At 73.7% G+C, this 16,196-nt stretch carries 14 protein-coding genes; 3 read left to right on the top strand and 11 right to left on the bottom strand.

Annotated elements, in window-relative coordinates:
- Positions 1-103: 103 nt before the first annotated feature.
- The 7 genes from BT341_RS17930 to BT341_RS17965 form a co-directional block, all read right to left on the bottom strand.
- Positions 104-814, bottom strand: a complete 711-nt coding sequence (locus BT341_RS17930) for a PP2C family protein-serine/threonine phosphatase (protein WP_072477394.1) — start codon at positions 812-814, stop codon at positions 104-106.
- Positions 815-1,105: 291 nt separating this feature from the next.
- A complete protein-coding gene (locus BT341_RS17940) occupies positions 1,106-2,953 on the bottom strand; it encodes a glycosyltransferase family 39 protein (protein WP_072477396.1) in 1,848 nt (615 codons plus the stop codon).
- A complete protein-coding gene (locus tag BT341_RS17945; RefSeq protein WP_072477397.1) occupies positions 2,950-4,209 on the bottom strand; it encodes a bifunctional glycosyltransferase family 2/GtrA family protein in 1,260 nt (419 codons plus the stop codon). Before BT341_RS17945 ends, BT341_RS17940 begins: the two co-directional genes overlap by 4 nt.
- Positions 4,210-4,306: 97 nt before the next feature.
- Complete coding sequence (locus BT341_RS17950) at positions 4,307-4,927, bottom strand: hypothetical protein (RefSeq protein ID WP_177328840.1); 621 nt, start codon at positions 4,925-4,927, stop codon at positions 4,307-4,309.
- Complete coding sequence (locus tag BT341_RS17955; RefSeq protein ID WP_072477398.1) at positions 4,924-5,196, bottom strand: hypothetical protein; 273 nt, start codon at positions 5,194-5,196, stop codon at positions 4,924-4,926. Before BT341_RS17955 ends, BT341_RS17950 begins: the two co-directional genes overlap by 4 nt.
- A gap of 79 nt (positions 5,197-5,275) precedes the next feature.
- Positions 5,276-5,938 (bottom strand): Crp/Fnr family transcriptional regulator, encoded by a 663-nt coding sequence (locus BT341_RS17960; protein ID WP_072477399.1) that lies wholly within the window; start codon positions 5,936-5,938, stop codon positions 5,276-5,278.
- Between the two features lie 22 nt (positions 5,939-5,960).
- Complete coding sequence (locus BT341_RS17965; RefSeq protein ID WP_072477400.1) at positions 5,961-6,578, bottom strand: hypothetical protein; 618 nt, start codon at positions 6,576-6,578, stop codon at positions 5,961-5,963.
- A gap of 235 nt (positions 6,579-6,813) precedes the next feature.
- On the opposite strand from BT341_RS17965, the gene BT341_RS17970 reads away from it, so the two are divergent.
- Together BT341_RS17970 and BT341_RS17975 are read left to right on the top strand one after the other, a co-directional pair.
- Positions 6,814-7,872 carry a helix-turn-helix domain-containing protein gene (locus BT341_RS17970; protein WP_072482022.1) on the top strand — a complete coding sequence of 353 codons (1,059 nt, stop codon included), beginning with the start codon at positions 6,814-6,816 and terminating at the stop codon, positions 7,870-7,872.
- The gene (locus tag BT341_RS17975; RefSeq protein WP_072477401.1) at positions 7,869-9,023 is read left to right on the top strand and encodes a hypothetical protein; all 1,155 of its coding nucleotides are present in this window, start codon (positions 7,869-7,871) and stop codon (positions 9,021-9,023) included. Before BT341_RS17970 ends, BT341_RS17975 begins: the two co-directional genes overlap by 4 nt.
- Here the strand turns inward: BT341_RS17975 and BT341_RS17980 are convergent.
- The 3 genes from BT341_RS17980 to BT341_RS17990 form a co-directional block, all read right to left on the bottom strand.
- The gene (locus BT341_RS17980; RefSeq protein WP_072477402.1) at positions 8,974-9,525 is read right to left on the bottom strand and encodes a GNAT family N-acetyltransferase; all 552 of its coding nucleotides are present in this window, start codon (positions 9,523-9,525) and stop codon (positions 8,974-8,976) included. The genes BT341_RS17975 and BT341_RS17980 overlap by 50 nt on opposite strands.
- 94 nt (positions 9,526-9,619) lie before the next feature.
- Positions 9,620-11,458, bottom strand: coding sequence for a glycosyltransferase family 39 protein (locus BT341_RS17985; protein WP_218177741.1), 1,839 nt, complete (start codon positions 11,456-11,458; stop codon positions 9,620-9,622).
- Between the two features lie 149 nt (positions 11,459-11,607).
- Positions 11,608-13,152, bottom strand: coding sequence for a sensor histidine kinase (locus BT341_RS17990; protein ID WP_072477404.1), 1,545 nt, complete (start codon positions 13,150-13,152; stop codon positions 11,608-11,610).
- A 168-nt stretch (positions 13,153-13,320) separates the two neighbouring features.
- Between BT341_RS17990 and BT341_RS17995 the strand changes: the two genes are divergently transcribed.
- Positions 13,321-13,851, top strand: coding sequence for a hypothetical protein (locus BT341_RS17995; protein WP_072477405.1), 531 nt, complete (start codon positions 13,321-13,323; stop codon positions 13,849-13,851).
- 159 nt (positions 13,852-14,010) lie between these two features.
- On the opposite strand, the gene BT341_RS18000 is transcribed toward BT341_RS17995, so the two are convergent.
- Positions 14,011-16,095 (bottom strand): fatty acid desaturase, encoded by a 2,085-nt coding sequence (locus BT341_RS18000; protein WP_072477406.1) that lies wholly within the window; start codon positions 16,093-16,095, stop codon positions 14,011-14,013.
- Between the last annotated feature and the right edge of the window lie 101 nt (positions 16,096-16,196).

Here is a 16,196-nt window from a genome sequence, read left to right on the forward strand (position 1 = left end):
CCCAGGTGGACCTCGGACACATCGGGTCACCAGAGTAAACACACCGTGATGAATAGGCCACGGATTCTCGCGGATTGGCCGGAAAATGTCACCGGGCCCCGGTTCACGCGGCGACGGGAAATCGTTCCGTCGTGACGTCGGCCGCCACGGGTTCGACGTAGACGGCGGTCGCGTTGTCCGAGCCGCCGCGGGCGAGCGCGGCTTCGACGAGCTCGGCGGCGCCGGTGCCCGGCCGGGCCAGCACGGCCCGGATCCCGCTACCGCCGAGGGGCTTGTGGACGCCGTCGCTGGTCAGCAGCAGGCCGGTGGACGTCGTCTCGGCGGTGCCGATCTCGTCCGGCCCGGCAGTGCGGACGCTCGTGGTGACCACGTGCTCCATCCGCGGCGTCACCGGCTGGTGGCGGGCGCGGAAGTACTCGGCCAGCGTGTGGTCGGTGGTCAGGCGGGCGAGCGTGGTGCCGTCCCAGGAATACGCGCGGGCGTCCCCGGCCCAGGCGATGCGGTAACCGCCGCGCTCGGCCGGCATGGCCACGACCAGGACCGCGTCCCCGAGGGTCCGTTCCCGCACCGCGCGCCCGGCGGTGAGCACGGCCTCGACCGGTCCTTTGTGGACAGCAGTGCGGGCGGCGGCCGCGGCGGCGGTCCGGGCGGCCAGCGCCGCGGCGGCGTCGTCCCCGACACCGTCGGCGAGCGCGAAGACGATGCCGGGTCCACCGGCGGCGGCGTACGCCCCGACGGCGTCGGCGTTGAGCGAGCGCGGCCCCTGCGCGTTCGCGGTGTGCCAGCGCGGGTACCCCGGACGTGTGACGGTCATCGCGGCCTCCTCATCCCCTCACGGCTTCCATGGTCCGCGCGAAACCTGTGGGGCGTCTGAGATTTCGCCGTGCCGCGGACACGATCCCCGGAATGGACGATCACCGCGCGCTCGGAAACCCGATTCTGTCGTACGCATTCCTGGTGGACGCGGGCGATTTCACCGGTGTGGGTGAACTGTTCGCGGACGGGGAGTTCGTGGGCCGCGGTGGTGTGGCCCGCGGTGCTCGGTTCGCCGCTGCTGTCGCGGAAAGGCCCGGGCTCCCGGCGGAGCCCGGGCCTTCGCGCCGGGTCAGCTGCGCAGGTCGTAGACCGTCCGGCCGCCGACCGTGGTGGCGGTGAAGTTCGCCGTCACCCACGCCGTGATCTCGCTCGACCCGCCGCCCGGGCCGCCACCGCGGCCGCCGTCGACGTAGTACTCGATCTCGCCCGCGGCGACGTACGCCTTGAACTCGGCGAGCGTGGGCGCCGGGTCGGTGCCGCTCCAGCCGCCGATGCCGATCACCGCCTTGCCGCTCGCCAGCTCCAGTGCCGCCGCGCTCTGCGAGCCCGTCGTCGCTGCGGCCCACTTCGTCGTCGTCTTCGCCAGCAACGCCGCGACCTCGCTCGAGGACGACTCCTCACCCGGGCCGCCGCCGAAGCCGCTCATCGCGCTCGATGTCGGTCCCGACGTCGGGATCGAGCCGCTGTGCGCCACCGACGCCGTCTCGGCGCCGTACGCCGCGGTCGAGGCGCCGAGCGCCAGCGCCACCGCCGCCACGACCGCGGCCGCCTTCCGGGGCGCGGGCACGCCCATCACCAGCACCGTCCCGGTGAGCACGCCGAGCACCGCGACGATCCAGCGCAGCGCCGGCAACCAGTCCGGGGTCCGGTCGAGCAGGATGAACGACCACACGGCCGTCGTCACGACCATTCCGGCCAGCACCGCCCGCGGCGCGGGGTTCGCCCGGCCCTGCCACAGCGCCCGGCCCGAGATCGCGACCAGCGCCGCGATCGCCGGGGCCAGCGCCACCGAGTAGTACGGGTGGACGATGCCGCTCATGAAGCTGAATACCAGCGCCGTCACGACCAGCCAGCCGCCCCACAGCACCAGCGCCAGGCGCGTCCGATCCGTGCGCGGCGCGCGGCGGGTGAACCACAGGCCGGCCACCAGCCCGATCAGCGCGGCGGGCAGCAGCCACGAGATCTCCGTGCCGAAGCTCGAACCGAACATCCGGAACAGCCCGGCGGCTCCGCCGAAACCGGTGTTCCCGCCGCCGAAGCCACCACCGCCGCCCGGGCCGCCGCCGTCGCCGCCGCCGAAGATGCGGGACAACCCGTTGTAGCCCAACGCCAGTTCCAGCAGGCTGTTCCCTTCGGACCCGCCGATGTAGGGCCGCGACGCCGCCGGCCACAGGTCCACCAGCGCGACGTACCAGCCCGCCGAGGCGACCAGCGCGACGACCGCGCCGCCGAGGTGCAGCAGCCGCCTGCCGAGCGAGGCCGGCGCGGCGATCAGGTACGCGAGACCGAACGCCGGCAGCACCAGGAACGCCTGCATCATCTTCGTCAGGAAGCCGAAGCCGAGCGCGACACCGGCCAGCGCGAGCCAGCGCGGGCTCGCGGTTTCCGTGGCGCGCACGACGAAGTAGGCACCGGCGACCATCAGCAGCACGAGCAGCGCGTCGGGGTTGTCGAACCGGAACATCAGCGCGGCGACCGGCGTCACGGCCAGCAGCGCGCCCGCCATGAGCCCGGCGACCGGGCCCGCCGTCCGTCTCACCGTCAGGTACAGGATCCCGACCGAGGCGACGCCCATCAGGGCCTGCGGGGCCAGCACGGTGAAGCCGGAGAACCCGAAGATCCGGGCGAAGGCGGTCGCGACCCACAGGGCCGCGGGCGGTTTGTCGACCGTCAGCACGTTGCCCGAGTCGAGCGAGCCGAACAGCCACGCCTTCCAGCTCTGCGTCCCGGCCTGCACGGCGGCGGCGTAGAACGAGTTCCCGTAGCCGGACGCGGTGAGGTTCCGGAAGTACAGCACCGCGGTCGCGGCCAGCAGCCCGAACACGGCCGGGCGGACCCAGCGCGGCGGTGCGTGGGCCGCGGATTCCTTGCGGTGCCGGGGTTCCGGCGGCACCTCGGTGGTCAGGACGGCGGTCATGGGCGTTCCTTCCGGGAAGCGGCCTGGCGGCGCGGGTTGAAGACCCAGCCGCGCAGGAGCAGGAACCGCAGCACGGTCGCGGCGAGGTTCGCCGTCACGAGCACGGTGAGCTCCAGCACGAGGCCGGGCGTGGTGGATCCGTCGAGCAGGGCCAGTGCGCCGCTGGTCAGCGCGAGCCCGAGGCCGAACACGATCAGGCCCTCGAACTGGTGGCGCCCGGCGCCGGCGCGCCCGCGGATGCCGAAGGTGAGCCTGCGGTTGAGCGCGGTGTTGCCGACCGCGGTCACCAGCAGCGCGGCGAAGTTCGCCGGCTGCGCGCCGAGGACCGTGCGCAGCAGCAGGAACAACACCAGGTAGGCGAGCGTGCTGCCGGCGCCGATCGCGGCGAACCGGACCAGCTGCGTCACCAGCCGCGGCGGCACACCGGGCGCGTCGACGCCGATCGGCTGCCTGCCGAGCTGCTCGCGCAGCCTGCTGACCGGGATCTCGCCGGTGAGCGTGGCCTTCGTGACCCGCAGGATGCCTTTGAGGTCCTCGGCGGCCGTCTTGACGATGTCGACCGACGAGTCCGGATCGTCGACCCAGTCGACGGGCACCTCGTGGATCCGCAGCCCGGCCCGCTGCGCCAGCACGAGCAGCTCGGTGTCGAAGAACCAGCCGGTGTCCACCACGTGCGGCAGCAGCTCGCGGGCGACGTCGGCGCGGATCGCCTTGAAGCCGCACTGCGCGTCGCTGAACTTCGCGGCGAGCGTCGAGCGCAGGATCAGGTTGTAGCAGCGGGAAACGAACTCGCGTTTCGGGCCCCGCACGACGCGCGCCCCCCGGGCGAGCCTGCTGCCGATGGCGAGGTCGGAGTGCCCGGACAGCAGCGGCGCGACGAGCGGCCCGAGCGCGGCGAGATCGGTGGAGAGGTCGACGTCCATGTAGGCCAGCACGGCGGCGTCGGAGGCGCGCCAGACGGCGTTCAGCGCCCGGCCGCGGCCTTTTTCGCCGAGGTGGTGGACGGCCACCTCGGGGAACTCGGCGGCCAGTCCCGCGGCCACCCGCAGCGTCGCGTCGGTGCTCGCGTTGTCGGCGATGGTGATCCGGTACGGGTAGGCGAAGTGCCGCGCCAGGTGCGCGTGCAGCCGGCGGATGCACGGCTCGAGGTCGGACTCTTCGTTGTGGACCGGGATGACGACGTCGAGAACCGGCTGCGGGCCGGCCGGATCGACCGGGGCGCGCCCGGGCCGTGCTGCGGAGGCGGTGGCTGTCATGCCTCCACGGTCGCGGGCGCCGCTTTGGTGATCGTGTGACCGCCCTGTGCGGTCGCTGTGCGCCGGGCCCGGCGGCGGGACGCCGGGCCCGGTGGCTTCAGCTGTGCGCCCGCAGCGGCACGACGTTGCTCGGCAGGACGGCGCGGCCCGGTTCCCGCGGTGCCTCGGTCGGGCTGATGGTCAGCGTCACGAGGCTCGCGTACTTCGGGTGCCGGTCGACGTACACCTGCGGTACCGCGCACGCGGCCGCGAGGACCGCGCGCTGCCGGTGCAGGTGCTCGAACGCCTCCCGGCCGAACAGCGACACGACGACGTCACCGCCGCGGGGCCGGGACCACAGGATCGCCGGGTGACCGCCGGGCAGGCGCAGCAGCGGGAACGCCGCCCGCAGCCGGTGCTGCAGCCGGATCGCCCGGATCCGCGCCCACACCCGGCGGCGGCGCAGCACCGCCACGCCGGCCGCGGCGGCGAAGACCGCCGACGCCCGCAGCGGGCCGGCCCACAGCGCGAACGTCACCAGGCCGTACGGGAGCAGCGTCACCGCCAGGATCTCCCAGCGCCAGTGGTAGAGCCGGGCGGGGAACGACGCTTGCCTGCTGGTCATTTCCGTGGTCCTTCCGGTCGGCCGGCGGCGCAGCAGGCCGCCGAGGTGGCGTGCGAGACGGCCGGCGGCGACGCCGAGCACGAGGGCCGCGACGATCGCCGGTCCGGGCGTCATGTCGGGATCCGGGTCTTCGGGTCGCGCTCGGGCAGGCGGTCGCGGTCCCGGCCGAGCTGCCAGGTCCAGCGCCACCCCGCCCAGATCGCGACGGCCGACCCCAGCAGGACCAGGACGAACGCCTGGCCGACCAGCCCGTCGAGCGGCGCGAGCCGCAGCAGCACCAGCAGTGCCCACAGCTGGGACGCGGTGAAGGGGATGACGAGCCCGGCCGCGTAGACGCCCCGGCGCCAGCGGCTGCGGCGCGGTGCGGTGGTGTAGGGGTCCATGAGTGCCCTCCTCCTCGGTGGATCCAGGAAACCTCCGGCTCGCCGCGCGTTCTGTGTCAGCTGACACAGAACGCGCGATTCAGCTCGCCAGTCGTCGAAGTTCGGCCATGCGGTGGATCGTCACCTGTCTTCTGCCGGTGCTGATCACGCCCCGGCGCCGCAGCTCGCGCGTCGCGCGGGCCCAGGACTCGCGGGAGATCGCCGCGGTCATCGCCAGCTCGGCCTGCGTGGCCGGGACCGCGATGGCGATGTCGTCGCCCCGCCGCACGCCGTGCTGGACGGCCAGCTGCATCAGCTGCGCGGCCACCCGCCGCGCCGCGGCGCCGCCGCCGAGGTCCAGCCACTGCCTGCCGACGGATCGCAGGCGGGTGGACAGCACGAGCAGCAGCGCCCACGAGATCCCGGGCCGCGTCCGGCACAGCGCGGCGAAGCGGCCCCCCGGCACCTCCAGGACTTCGACGTCGTCGAGCGCCTCGACGGTCGCCGAGCGCGGCTGCGCGTCGATCGCCGCCAGCTCGCCGAGGACGTCGCCGGGCCCGCGCACGCCCACGACGACCTCGCGCCCGTCCGGCGTGCCGTGGACGATCCGCACGTGCCCGGCCAGCAGCACCAGCACGGCGCTGGAGCGGTCGCCTTCGCGGCAGAGGAGCTCGCCGCGCGGGCAGGAGCGCCGCGTCGCGGACCCGGCCAGCGCCCGGCGATCGGCCGGGGCCAGACCGGCCCAGAATCCCGTCGGTTCCACGTCCCCACCTCGTCTCCTCCGGCTACGCGGTCAGTCCCTCCTCCGGCTCCCCGGCTTCGGGCGTGTAGAGCCAGCCGCGGAGCCGTTCTTCGCCGAGCTTGATGTGGACGGCCTGGGTGAACGCGGCGCGGTCGATGCCCGGGTAGCCGTGCCGCACGACCGCGCGGTGGATCTCCTGCGACACGGCGAGCGCCAGTGGCGCGGTGGTTTCGCGCAGCCGCCGCTTGAGCTCGGGCGCGTCGACCAGCCGGCAGGCGATGTCGACGTCTTCGCCGTAGGAGGCGCGGCTGTCGCGGTGCACCTCGCCGGCGTGCACCGCGACGCGCAGCCGGAACGCCAGCTCGGGGCGGCTTTCGGCGTGCTTTTCGAGCAGGACGGCCAGCGCGGGGACGACGGTGGTGAGCAGGAGCGTCTTGGGCAGCTGGTCGAAGGGGCGGATCAGGCAGAGGGCGCCGTCGCCGCGGTCGACGAAGGGGTCGCGGTGCTTGCGGCCGATCCCGCCGGCCGCGAGGGCTTCGTCGAGCAGCTCGAACAGGACGGTGCGGAGCCGGGTGCGCACCGAGTTCGTCCGCTTGGTCGAGTCCTCGATGTCGACCGCCACGATGGCCCGGTGCCGGGGTACGTCAGCCGAAGTGTCCATGGCCCGCTCCTGCCTTCAGGTGTGAACTGAAGTTCAGTCAAGTTCACTGTAGGGGTTGGAGTACCCTGGAACAACGGGGATGAATCCGCGTTATCCGTTTGGTGCGCGGAGGTTCTGCCCGTCGTAACGTTTCAGCCCCCGGTCGGGCGGGTCGCCCATCGCGCCGCGAGCGCCGAGGAGTACTATTCGGGCTCACATTCAGTGAACTGAAATTTCCTGAAGGGTGGCGGAGCTCGTGTCCCCAGTCGCGCAGCGGCCTGCGCTCGCACGCCGCCTCAAGGCGCTGCGAGAGACGCACTGGCCCGACGCGGGGATCACGCAGGGCCAGCTCGCCGAGGCGTTCGGCGGGCTGAGCGTCTCGCTCATCTCGTCGTGGGAAAACGCCGACAAGCCCGTCCGCCCGCCGGTGAAGCGCCTGGAGGCGTACGCGACGCTGTTCGCGACGCGCCGCTCCCTGACGGGCGAGAGCCTGCGCCTCCTCCCGCTCGAGGACCTGACGGACGAGGAGCGGATCCGCCGCAAGGAGCTGCTGGAAGAGCTGCTCCGGCTGCGCGAAGGGCGGGTGGCCGCCGGGTCGGCCGCGGCCGACGTCTGGACCTTCCCGCCGGGGCAGGACGTCACCATCGTCTGCGCCGAGCTGCCCCGCGAGCTGCGGGACCACCTGAGTTACGCGGACCCGGAGAGTGCCGACTTCGTCACTCTCTACACTTATGCCGACCCGGACGCGCTGATCGAGCTCTACGGACACATCCGGGCCCGCAACCCCGACAACCACGTCAGCTTCCACACGACTGAGGAGCTGACACCCGACGACTACACGACCCACCTGGTACTCCTGGGTGGCGTCGACTGGAACACCGTCACCGCCGCCGTGATCGAGCGCGTGGACCTGCCGGTGGAACAGGTTGTCCGCGCCGACGACGCACCGACCAGCGAACCTGGCGGCTTCCGGGTGCAGCGTGACGGCGGGAGCGTGCTCTTCCCGCCCCTCCTGGACAGCGAAGGTCACCTGTTGGAAGACGTGGCACATTTCTACCGGGGCGTGAGCCCGTTCAACCGGAAGCGCACCGTGACCGTATGCAACGGTATGTACGGCAGGGGCACCCTCGGCGCGGTCCGCGCGCTGACCGACGCCAAGTTCCGGGACCGCAACGGCGAGTACCTGCGGCAACGGTTCGCCGGCGCGGAGTCGTTCAGCATCATCAGCCGGGTCCCGGTGGTGGCGGGCAAGGGCCTGACCCCCGACTGGACCGTGCCGGAGAACCGGCTGCACGAGTGGCCCGACGCCCCGTGAACGCGCGGCAACACTCCTCGCACCGGGGCCTGCTGACGCCCTTCGCAGGTCCGGAGCGCCACGCGCCGCTGGACGCGATCATCGTGCCGAGCGGGCGGCCCGCCCGGGCGCTCGACCAGGCGATCGCCGCGGCCAAGCAGCACGACGCCCTGCTGGTCGTGTTGTGCAGCATGCTGGCCAAGGCCGACAGTGCCGCCGACCGGGCGTCACGGGCCGGCGCTCGGGTGCTCGCGCTCGACACCGCCCAGCTGCCGGCCGGCACCGTGCCGGAGCTGGCCACCGACCGGCTGCTGCGGTCGAGCCGGTACAACCGCAACACCGACACCGGCCTCAAGCGGAACCTCGGCCTGCTGCTCGCGCGGCTCGCGGGCTGGGAGCGGATCTTCTTCCTCGACGACGACATCCTGCTGCCGGCGTTGCCGGACCTCACGGCGGCGGCCGGCCTGCTCGACGAGTTCCCGGTGGTCGGGCTGGCGAACCGGGGCATGCCCGACAACTCGGTCGTGTGCCACGCGCTGCGGGACGTGGGTGTCGAACAGGACACGTTCATCGGTGGCGGCGCGCTCGCGGTCGGCCGGGCCGCCTTCGAGTCCTTCTTCCCGGACGTCTACAACGAAGACTGGTTCTTCGTGATGGAGTGGGTCCGGCGGCGGCGCGCGGCGGTCACCGGCAAGGCGTTCCAGCGCCGGTACGACCCCTATCAGAGCGTGGTCCGGGCCCGCGGCGAGGAGCTGGGCGACACCCTGGCGGAAGGGATCTTCGGGCTGCTGGACAGCGGCCGCCCGCTGGCCGACGCCGACGAGCGGTACTGGGCCGCCTTCCTCCACGACCGGCGGCGGATCATCCGGGACGTGCTCGGCCGGGTGCGCGAGTCGGCGATCGAGCCGGGCCGGAAGGCCCGGATGATCGACGCGCTGCTCGCCGGGTTCCGGCGCAGCCAGACGATCCAGCCGGAGTTCTGCGTGCGCTACCTGCGCGCCTGGCAGGGGGACTGCGCGCGCTGGCGCGAGCACGTCGACGAGCTGGACCGCGACCACCGCGGCGGGTCCGAGGAGAAGGCACTCGCGGCGCTCGGGATCGGGCACCTCGCCGAATGGGGCGTCACCGGTGCGCGGCCCCGATCGGCCACTCCGCCCTTGGCGCCGGTGTGAGCCCGGCCAGGTCCTTGACCAGCACGTGGCAGTGCTCGGGTTCGTCGATGACCCGCCCGTCCGGCAAGGTCGTCCGCGCGTAGCAGACGACGTCGCCGTGCCCCCAGTCCCGGTAGCCGAGCCGGTCGTAGAGGCGGGCCGCGGCCGGGTTGTCGGTGCGGACGGCGAGCGCGACGCGGTCGTGGCCGTGCTCGGCCAGGTGCCGCTCGACGGCGCCGACGAGGGCCCGGCCGACGCCGCGGTTGCGCAGCCCGTCGCGGACCTGCAGGTGGGTGAGCAGGGCGACGCCGGGCAGGTGACGGCGGATCGGCGGTTCTTCGGCCTCCTCGAGCCACAGGTAGACCGCGCCGGCCGGCCGGGTGCCCAGCCAGGCGAAGAACAGCACACCCTGGTCTTTCCGCTGACGCATCAGCCGATCGATGAGGAATCCGCCGTCGCCGAGCGCTGCCGCGAACGGAATCAGGTCTGCGGAGCGGGCCGGCCAGACGTGGGGCTCGGTCATCTGCAGGAGCTCCTGTTCGCCGGGGTGGTTCCAGTGTGCCGGAGGCGGCAGGCCCTTGACCAGGTCTTCCGGCCCGGACCCTGCTTTCGTCGGCTCAGCCGGCGGTGAGGTCGTACACGGTCACACCGTCCACAGTGGACGGCTGGAAGCGCGCGGCCACCCAGTCGGCGATCTGCTGGGCGGCGTCCGACCCGCTGTTGCCCGTCATCGTCCTGCCTTCGCCGAGGAAGTAGTGGATCTTCCCGGTGGCCACGTACTGCCGGAACCGGTCGAGCGTCGGGTACGGGTCCGTCCCGTTGAAGCCGCCGACGGCCAGCACCGGGCGGCCGCTCGCCAGCTGGTAGCCCGCCGCCGCGTTCGACAGGACCGTGGCCGCCGTCCACGTGTAGCGGGCCGCGTCCTGCCGCAGCAACGCCGTGAGCGACGCACCCGGCGTCGTCGTGCCGAGCAGGGCACCCGGGCCGCCGCCGAAACCGCCGCCCGGACGGCCGCCGGACCGTCCGCCGAACGCCGAGGCGGGCCCGGCCGACGGGATCGCGCCGCTGTGCGGGGTGGCAGCGGTCGCCAGGGTGTAGGCGCCCGTCCCGGCCATGAGCACGACCAGCGCGAACGCCGCCACCGCGTGGGCGGCCCAGCGCGTCAGGTGCGCCGCGAAGAACAATGCGGCCGCCGCGAGCAGGCCGCCGATCAGCACCGCCGGGGCCAGCCACGACTGCCACGACGAGCCGGACAGCAGCGCGTACGTCGTCATCGCGGTCAGGGCGACGCCGCCGCTCGCGATGCCCGCCGCGGCGGGACGCGAGCGCAGCCGCCACAGCTGGACCGCGGCCGTGCCGACCAGTGCCGCGATCGCCGGGGCCAGCGCGATCGTGTAGTACGGGTGGATGATGCCGCTCATGTAGCTGAAGACGAGCGCCGTCACCAGCAGCCAGCCGCCCCACAGCAGCAGGGCCGCCCGCGAGCGGTCCGTGCGCGGCGCCCGGCGCGTGAACCACAGGCCGGCACCCAGCGCGAGCAGCGCCGCGGGCAGCAGCCAGGCGATGCCGCCCGCCATCTCGCCGCCGAAGAGCCGGGTCGGGCCGGTCGAGCCCCAGCCGCGTCCGCCGCCGACGCTGCCGACTTCGTCGCCGGTGAGCCGGCCGAAGCCGTTGTAGCCGAAGGCCAGCTCCCACAGGGAGTTGGTCTGCGACCCGCCGATGTAGGGCCGGTCGGCGGCCGGCCACAGCGCGACGACGACGAGGTACCAGCCCGCCGCGGCGACCGTCGCCGCGAACGCGCCGAGCAGGTGCAGCAGCCGCTTGCCGAGCGGCACCGGCGCGGCGACGAGGTAGGCCACGGCGAACGCGGGCAGCACGAGGAACGCCTGGAGCATCTTCGCCAGGAAACCGAAGCCGACCGCGGCACCGGCCAGTGCCAGCCACCGCGCGCTCGCCCTCTCCAGCGCGCACCCCACGCAGTACGCGGCCGCGGTCAGCAGCAGCACGAGCAACGCGTCCGGGTTGTCGAACCGGAACATCAGCGCGGCAGCGGGGGTCAGGGCCAGCAGGAGCCCGGCGACGAGCCCGGCGGCCGGACCGGACGTGCGGCGCACGGTCGCGTACAGCAGCCACACCGAGCCGACGCCCATGAGCGCTTGCGGGACGAGGATGCTCCACGGGTTGACGCCGAACAGCCGTGCCGAAAGGCTCATCACCCACAGCGCGGCCGGCGTCTTGTCGACCGTGATCGCGTTGGCCGCGTCGCTGGATCCGAAGAACAACGCCTTCCAGCTCTGCGAACCGGCCTGCGCGGCGGCCGAGTAGAAGGCGTTGGCCCAGCCGGAGGCGCCGAGGTCCCACAGGTAGAGCACGGCGGTGGCGAGCAGCAGCGCGGCCAGTGCGGGCCGGTGCCAGGCGGGGCGGGCCGGCGCGGGCACTACGGTTTTGCGCGGCACCACAGCTCCGGTTGTCACGGCGTCTTTCCGGGGGTTACGGGTGGCGGAGCCCCCGTCCCGGGGCGAAGCCCCGGTTGTCAGAGCGTCTTTCCGGGGGTTACGGGTGGCGGAGCCCCCGTCCCGGGGCGAAGCCCCGGATGTCACAGCGGTCACGAGCTCGAGCTTCCGGTACCCAGCTGGGGCCGCGTTGTGCCGAGGCTGTGCGCGCGCTGTGCGGGCACGGCGACCGGCAGGCGCACCGCGAACTCCGTCCGGCCGGGACGGCTGCGCACCTCGATCGTGCCGTGGTGGGCGACCACGACCGCGCAGGCGATCGCCAGCCCGAGCCCGGTGCCGCCGGCCGTGCGGGAGCGGGAGGAGTCGCCGCGGGCGAACCGCTCGAAGACCTCCGGCAGCAGCTCGGGCGCGATGCCGGGGCCGTCGTCGGTCACCGTGAGCACGGCGTCGCCGTCGGCCGAGCGGGTCAGCGCGGTCACCACCGTGGTGCCGGGCGGGGTGTGCGTGCGGGCGTTGGCCAGCAGGTTCGCCAGTACCTGGTGCAGCCGCTGGACGTCGCCGAGCACCAGGACCGGGTCCGGGGGCAGCTCCAGCAGCCAGCGGTGCCCGCGCCCGGCGACCTGGGCGTCGCCGACGGCGTCGGCGACGAGCCGGGTGAGGTCGGCTTCGCGCACGTCCAGCGGGCGGCCGTCGTCCAGCCGGGCCAGCAGCAGCAGGTCCTCGACGAGCGCGCTCATCCGGACGGCCTCGGACTGGATCCGCCCCATCGAGTGGGCGACGTCCGGTGGCACCAGCGCGCTGCCGCGGGCGGCCAGCTCGGCGTACCCGCGGATGGCGGCCAGCGGCGTCCGCAGCTCGTGGCTGGCGTCCGCGACGAACTGCCGGACCCGCAGTTCGCTGTCGTGCCGCGCCGCGAGCGCCTGCGCGACGTGGCCGAGCATGAGGTTCAGCGCCGAGCCGACCTGGCCGACCTCGGTCCGCGGGTCGGTGTCGGATTCCGGGACGCGGATGGACAGCGCCACCGCGCCGCGGTCGAGCGGCAGTTCGGTGACGCGCCCGGCGGTCGCGGCGACGCGCTCGAGCGGCCGGAGCGTGCGGCGGACCGCGAACGCGCCGAGGAAGGCCGCGCCGAGCACGCCCGCGGCGGCGACGCCGAAGAGGATCAGCCCGACGGTGAGCAGCGTGTCGGTGACCGGCTTCATCGGCAGGCCGGTGACCACGACGTCGGAGGTCCCGGTGACCGGCAGCGCCATCAGCCGGTACTCGCCGAGGTCGGCGAAGGACACGGTGTGCGGCTTGCCGTCGGCGGGGACCGAGCGCATGACGGCCTGCTGGGCCGCGGTGAGGTGCAGGCGTTCGCCGTGCTCGGAGATGCTGTCGTCGCGGACGAGCCGCGGCCCGTCGAAGGTGCCGCTGACGGTGCCGACGTTCTGTCCGAGCGGGTGCTGTCCCGCCTCGTCCGGCCGTGGGCCGTCGTCCGGCGGCCGGAAGTTGCCGGCGAAGACGAGCGAGCGGGTCGCGGCGGCCGAGAGCTGCTGGTCGACCTGGCGGGTGAGGAAGACGTCGAGCGCGAACTCGCTGACCACCCCGACGATCAGGCACACCACGGTGAGCAGGAAGACCATCGAGCCGGTGAGCTTCGCGCGCAGCGAAAGCCGCCCCCGGCGGGGACGGGACGGAGTGGTGCGCGCGGCCATGGGTTCAGCGTCCGCCCGCGCGGTGTGCGCGGGTTGTGCGCTGCCTGTGAGGTGGCTGTGGGGTGCGCGGTTTCCCGGTCACAGGTGCGGCTGACGGCGGGCACAGTCGGCGCACAGCGGGCACCGCCACTGTGGACGGCACCGCAGGATCTCGCCCGAGGAGCAACCATGACGACAGCGCAGGCACCGTCCACTCCGGACCGGACGTGGGGCGGGGAACCGCGCCCGAGCCGGTCACGGCGAGGCAAGATCACGGCGGCGGCCGTGGCGGCGGCGATGGCGGCCGGTGGGGGAGCGGCGATCTGGGTGGCTGCGTCGTCATCGTCGGCGTCCGCGACGACGGACGCGGCCGCCCGGCCGGGTGGCATGGGCGCGCTGGGATCGGCGCTGCACGGCGAGTACGTGACATCGGACGGAAACGGCGGCTACGTCACGAAGATCATGCAGACGGGCGAAGTGACGGAGCTGAGCGCGACGTCGTTGACGGCGAAGAGCGACGACGGGTTCTCGAAGACCTACACGGTCACGCCGGAGCAGGCAACGGGCCTGGCAACGGGCGACACGGTGACGGTGGTGGCCACGGAGTCGGGCACCACGGCAACGGCAACGACGGTGACGGACGGCGCGGCCGGCCCGGCCCAGGCACCGGGCGCCGGTCAGGGAGCCCCGCCATCGGGCGCCCCGGCCCGGACCGGCTGACCCGCGGGCCGGCAAGCCCCCCAAGGCGGCCTTGGTTGCGTCTGACGCACCGAAGGCCGCCTTGGGTGCTCCACCATGTCCCCACCGCCGCCCTCAGCGGAGGCGCTTCGCGCCGCAGTGCTGATCCAACGCACCGAAGGCCACATTGGGGCGCTCGGGTCAGCGGGGGTCGTAGTCGACCGCGACCTCCGGGGTCGTCGCGCGCGAGCGGCACGTCAGGATTCGGGACGTCGCCACGTCGTCCTCCGTCAGCGCGTACCGGACGTCCATGTCCACCTGGCCGTGCAGCAGCGTCGCGCGGCAGGTTCCGCACGCGCCGCCCGTGCACGAGTACGGCACTTCCAGACCCGCCCGGAGGGCCGCGTCCAGCACCGTCTCGCCCGCCTCCGCCCGGATGGCCGTCGTCGTGCCGCCCAGTGTCACCGCCACTGCCGCTCGCGTGCCCGCCGGGTCGCGCGGGGGTGCCGCGCCGCGGAACAGTTCGAAGTGGACGTTCTCCTCCGGGACGTCCGCGTCGGCCAGCGTGCGGCGGGCCATGTCCATCAGGCCGCGCGGGCCGCACAGGAACCACTCGTCGACCTTCGCCGGGTGCAGGCGGTTCTGCAGCAACGCGCGCAGCCGCGTCCCGTCGAGACGGCCGCGCTGGTAACGCTCGTGCGAGATCGCCAGCGCCTCGCCGACCGTGTCGAACTGGCGGGGCCGGTGCGCGTGCAGGTCCGGGTCGCGCTCGTCGGTCCGGTAGTGCACGACGTGCAGCCGTCCGCCGAAGCTTTCCGCGAGCCCGCTCAGTTCGCGCGCGAACAGCGTCGTCGCCCCGGACGTGTTCACGTACAGCAGCGTCGCCCGGCTGTGCGGTTCCGCCGACAGCGCACTGATCAGGATGGACAGCACCGGCGTGATGCCGCTCCCGGCCGCCAGCGCGACGTAGTGCGCCGTCCGCGCGGGATCCGGCACCAGCGTGAACCCGCCGGACGGCGGGAGGACGTCCAGGAAGTCACCCGCGGCCAGCGTCGTGGTCGCGTAGCGGGAGAACGCGCCGCCCGGCCGCCGCTTCACCGCGATCCGCAGCTCGCCCGAGCTGGACGGCGCGCAGATCGAGTACGTCCGGCGCACCGGCCGCCCGTCGAGGACCGCGCGGACCGCCACGTGCTGGCCCGGCGTGAACCGGAACTCCGCGGCCAGCTCCCGCGGGACGGCGAAGGTGATCGCGACGGCCTCGGCGGTCAGCGGCCGGACCTCGCGCACCCGCAGCCGGTGGAACCGGCTCGGCCCCAGTGGCGGTGGTTCCGGCTCGGGCTCGCCGTCGCCGAGGTCGTCGGCCAGCCGCCGCCACGCGCGGTACTCCGCCGGCGTCAGCTCGCGGCCCCACGCCGTGATGATCGGGACGTCGCGGGCGAGGTAGGCCTCCCGGTTGTCCTGCCACGCCCGCAGGTAGCGGTAGAACGGCACGGCGGGGTGGAGGTGGTGCACCAGGTGGTAGTTCTGGTACAGCATCATCGGCGTCATCAGCCACTCCAGCCCCACCCGCACCCGCGTCGCGGCGAACTTGTCGCGCGGCCGCGCCGCGGGCAGCCCGTGGTGCGGCAGCCAGTCGAACCACCAGGCCAGCACGGCCAGCCCGATCCGCTGCGGCAGCAGGTAGCCCAGCAGGAGCTCGGGGCCGTACCCGCCGGCGACCAGTGCTGCGGCGGCCGCGAACGCCGCCGACAGCGCGACGATCGTCTCGGCCCGCTCCGCCGCCGGGCGGCTCCGGACGCGCGCCGCGTAGAACCGCGCGTACCAGCAGTCGATGGTCAGCCAGCGGAACGGCAGCGACCACCACACGCCCTGCGACGTCCAGGCGTCCGGGTCGGTGTGCGAGTCGGCGTTGGTGTTGCGGTGGTGTTCGCTGTGGATGAACCGCAGCAGCGGGAACGACGCGTACGCGGCGACGAACGGCATCGCGAGCCGCCCGAGCGTCTCGTTGACCCAGGTGAGCTTGCCGGCGGCGTGGTGCGCCGACTCGTGCACCACGGTGAACATCGTGAACGTGACCATCGCGTGCAGCGGCACGGTCACCACCGGCGCCGCGATCCCGGCCAGCAGCAGCCACGTCGCGGTGCCCCACAGCGCGGCGCCGCCGGCGAACAGCAGCAGCGTCGGCACCGAGACGCGGGGGAGCGGGATGCGCGGCGAAGGCACCGCGCGGGCGGCGGCCGCCGAGGACGTCCCGGAGCCACGCGGCGGGGTATCGACGACGGGCATCGAGCGGTCTCCTCGGTCGAGAAGCTCCTGGCGAGGCGGGAGTCACCGTAGACAACTCACCGTGGTTTGTAAACGTCGTGCCACGCTCCGAAAAAAGGTCC

The organism is Amycolatopsis australiensis (assembly GCF_900119165.1).
Classification (GTDB): domain Bacteria; phylum Actinomycetota; class Actinomycetes; order Mycobacteriales; family Pseudonocardiaceae; genus Amycolatopsis; species Amycolatopsis australiensis.

Excerpts from the sequence above, each read along its gene's own strand:
- BT341_RS17930 (WP_072477394.1), bottom strand. The coding sequence starts at position 814 with ATGACCGTCACACGTCCGGGGTACCCGCGCTGGCACACCGCGAACGCG.
- BT341_RS18000 (WP_072477406.1), bottom strand. The coding sequence starts at position 16,095 with ATGCCCGTCGTCGATACCCCGCCGCGTGGCTCCGGGACGTCCTCGGCG.
- BT341_RS17965 (WP_072477400.1), bottom strand. The coding sequence starts at position 6,578 with ATGGACACTTCGGCTGACGTACCCCGGCACCGGGCCATCGTGGCGGTC.
- BT341_RS17945 (WP_072477397.1), bottom strand. The coding sequence starts at position 4,209 with ATGACAGCCACCGCCTCCGCAGCACGGCCCGGGCGCGCCCCGGTCGAT.
- BT341_RS17980 (WP_072477402.1), bottom strand. The coding sequence starts at position 9,525 with ATGACCGAGCCCCACGTCTGGCCGGCCCGCTCCGCAGACCTGATTCCG.
- BT341_RS17950 (WP_177328840.1), bottom strand. The coding sequence starts at position 4,927 with ATGACGCCCGGACCGGCGATCGTCGCGGCCCTCGTGCTCGGCGTCGCC.
- BT341_RS17995 (WP_072477405.1), top strand. The coding sequence starts at position 13,321 with ATGACGACAGCGCAGGCACCGTCCACTCCGGACCGGACGTGGGGCGGG.
- BT341_RS17990 (WP_072477404.1), bottom strand. The coding sequence starts at position 13,152 with ATGGCCGCGCGCACCACTCCGTCCCGTCCCCGCCGGGGGCGGCTTTCG.
- BT341_RS17955 (WP_072477398.1), bottom strand. The coding sequence starts at position 5,196 with ATGGACCCCTACACCACCGCACCGCGCCGCAGCCGCTGGCGCCGGGGC.
- BT341_RS17940 (WP_072477396.1), bottom strand. The coding sequence starts at position 2,953 with ATGACCGCCGTCCTGACCACCGAGGTGCCGCCGGAACCCCGGCACCGC.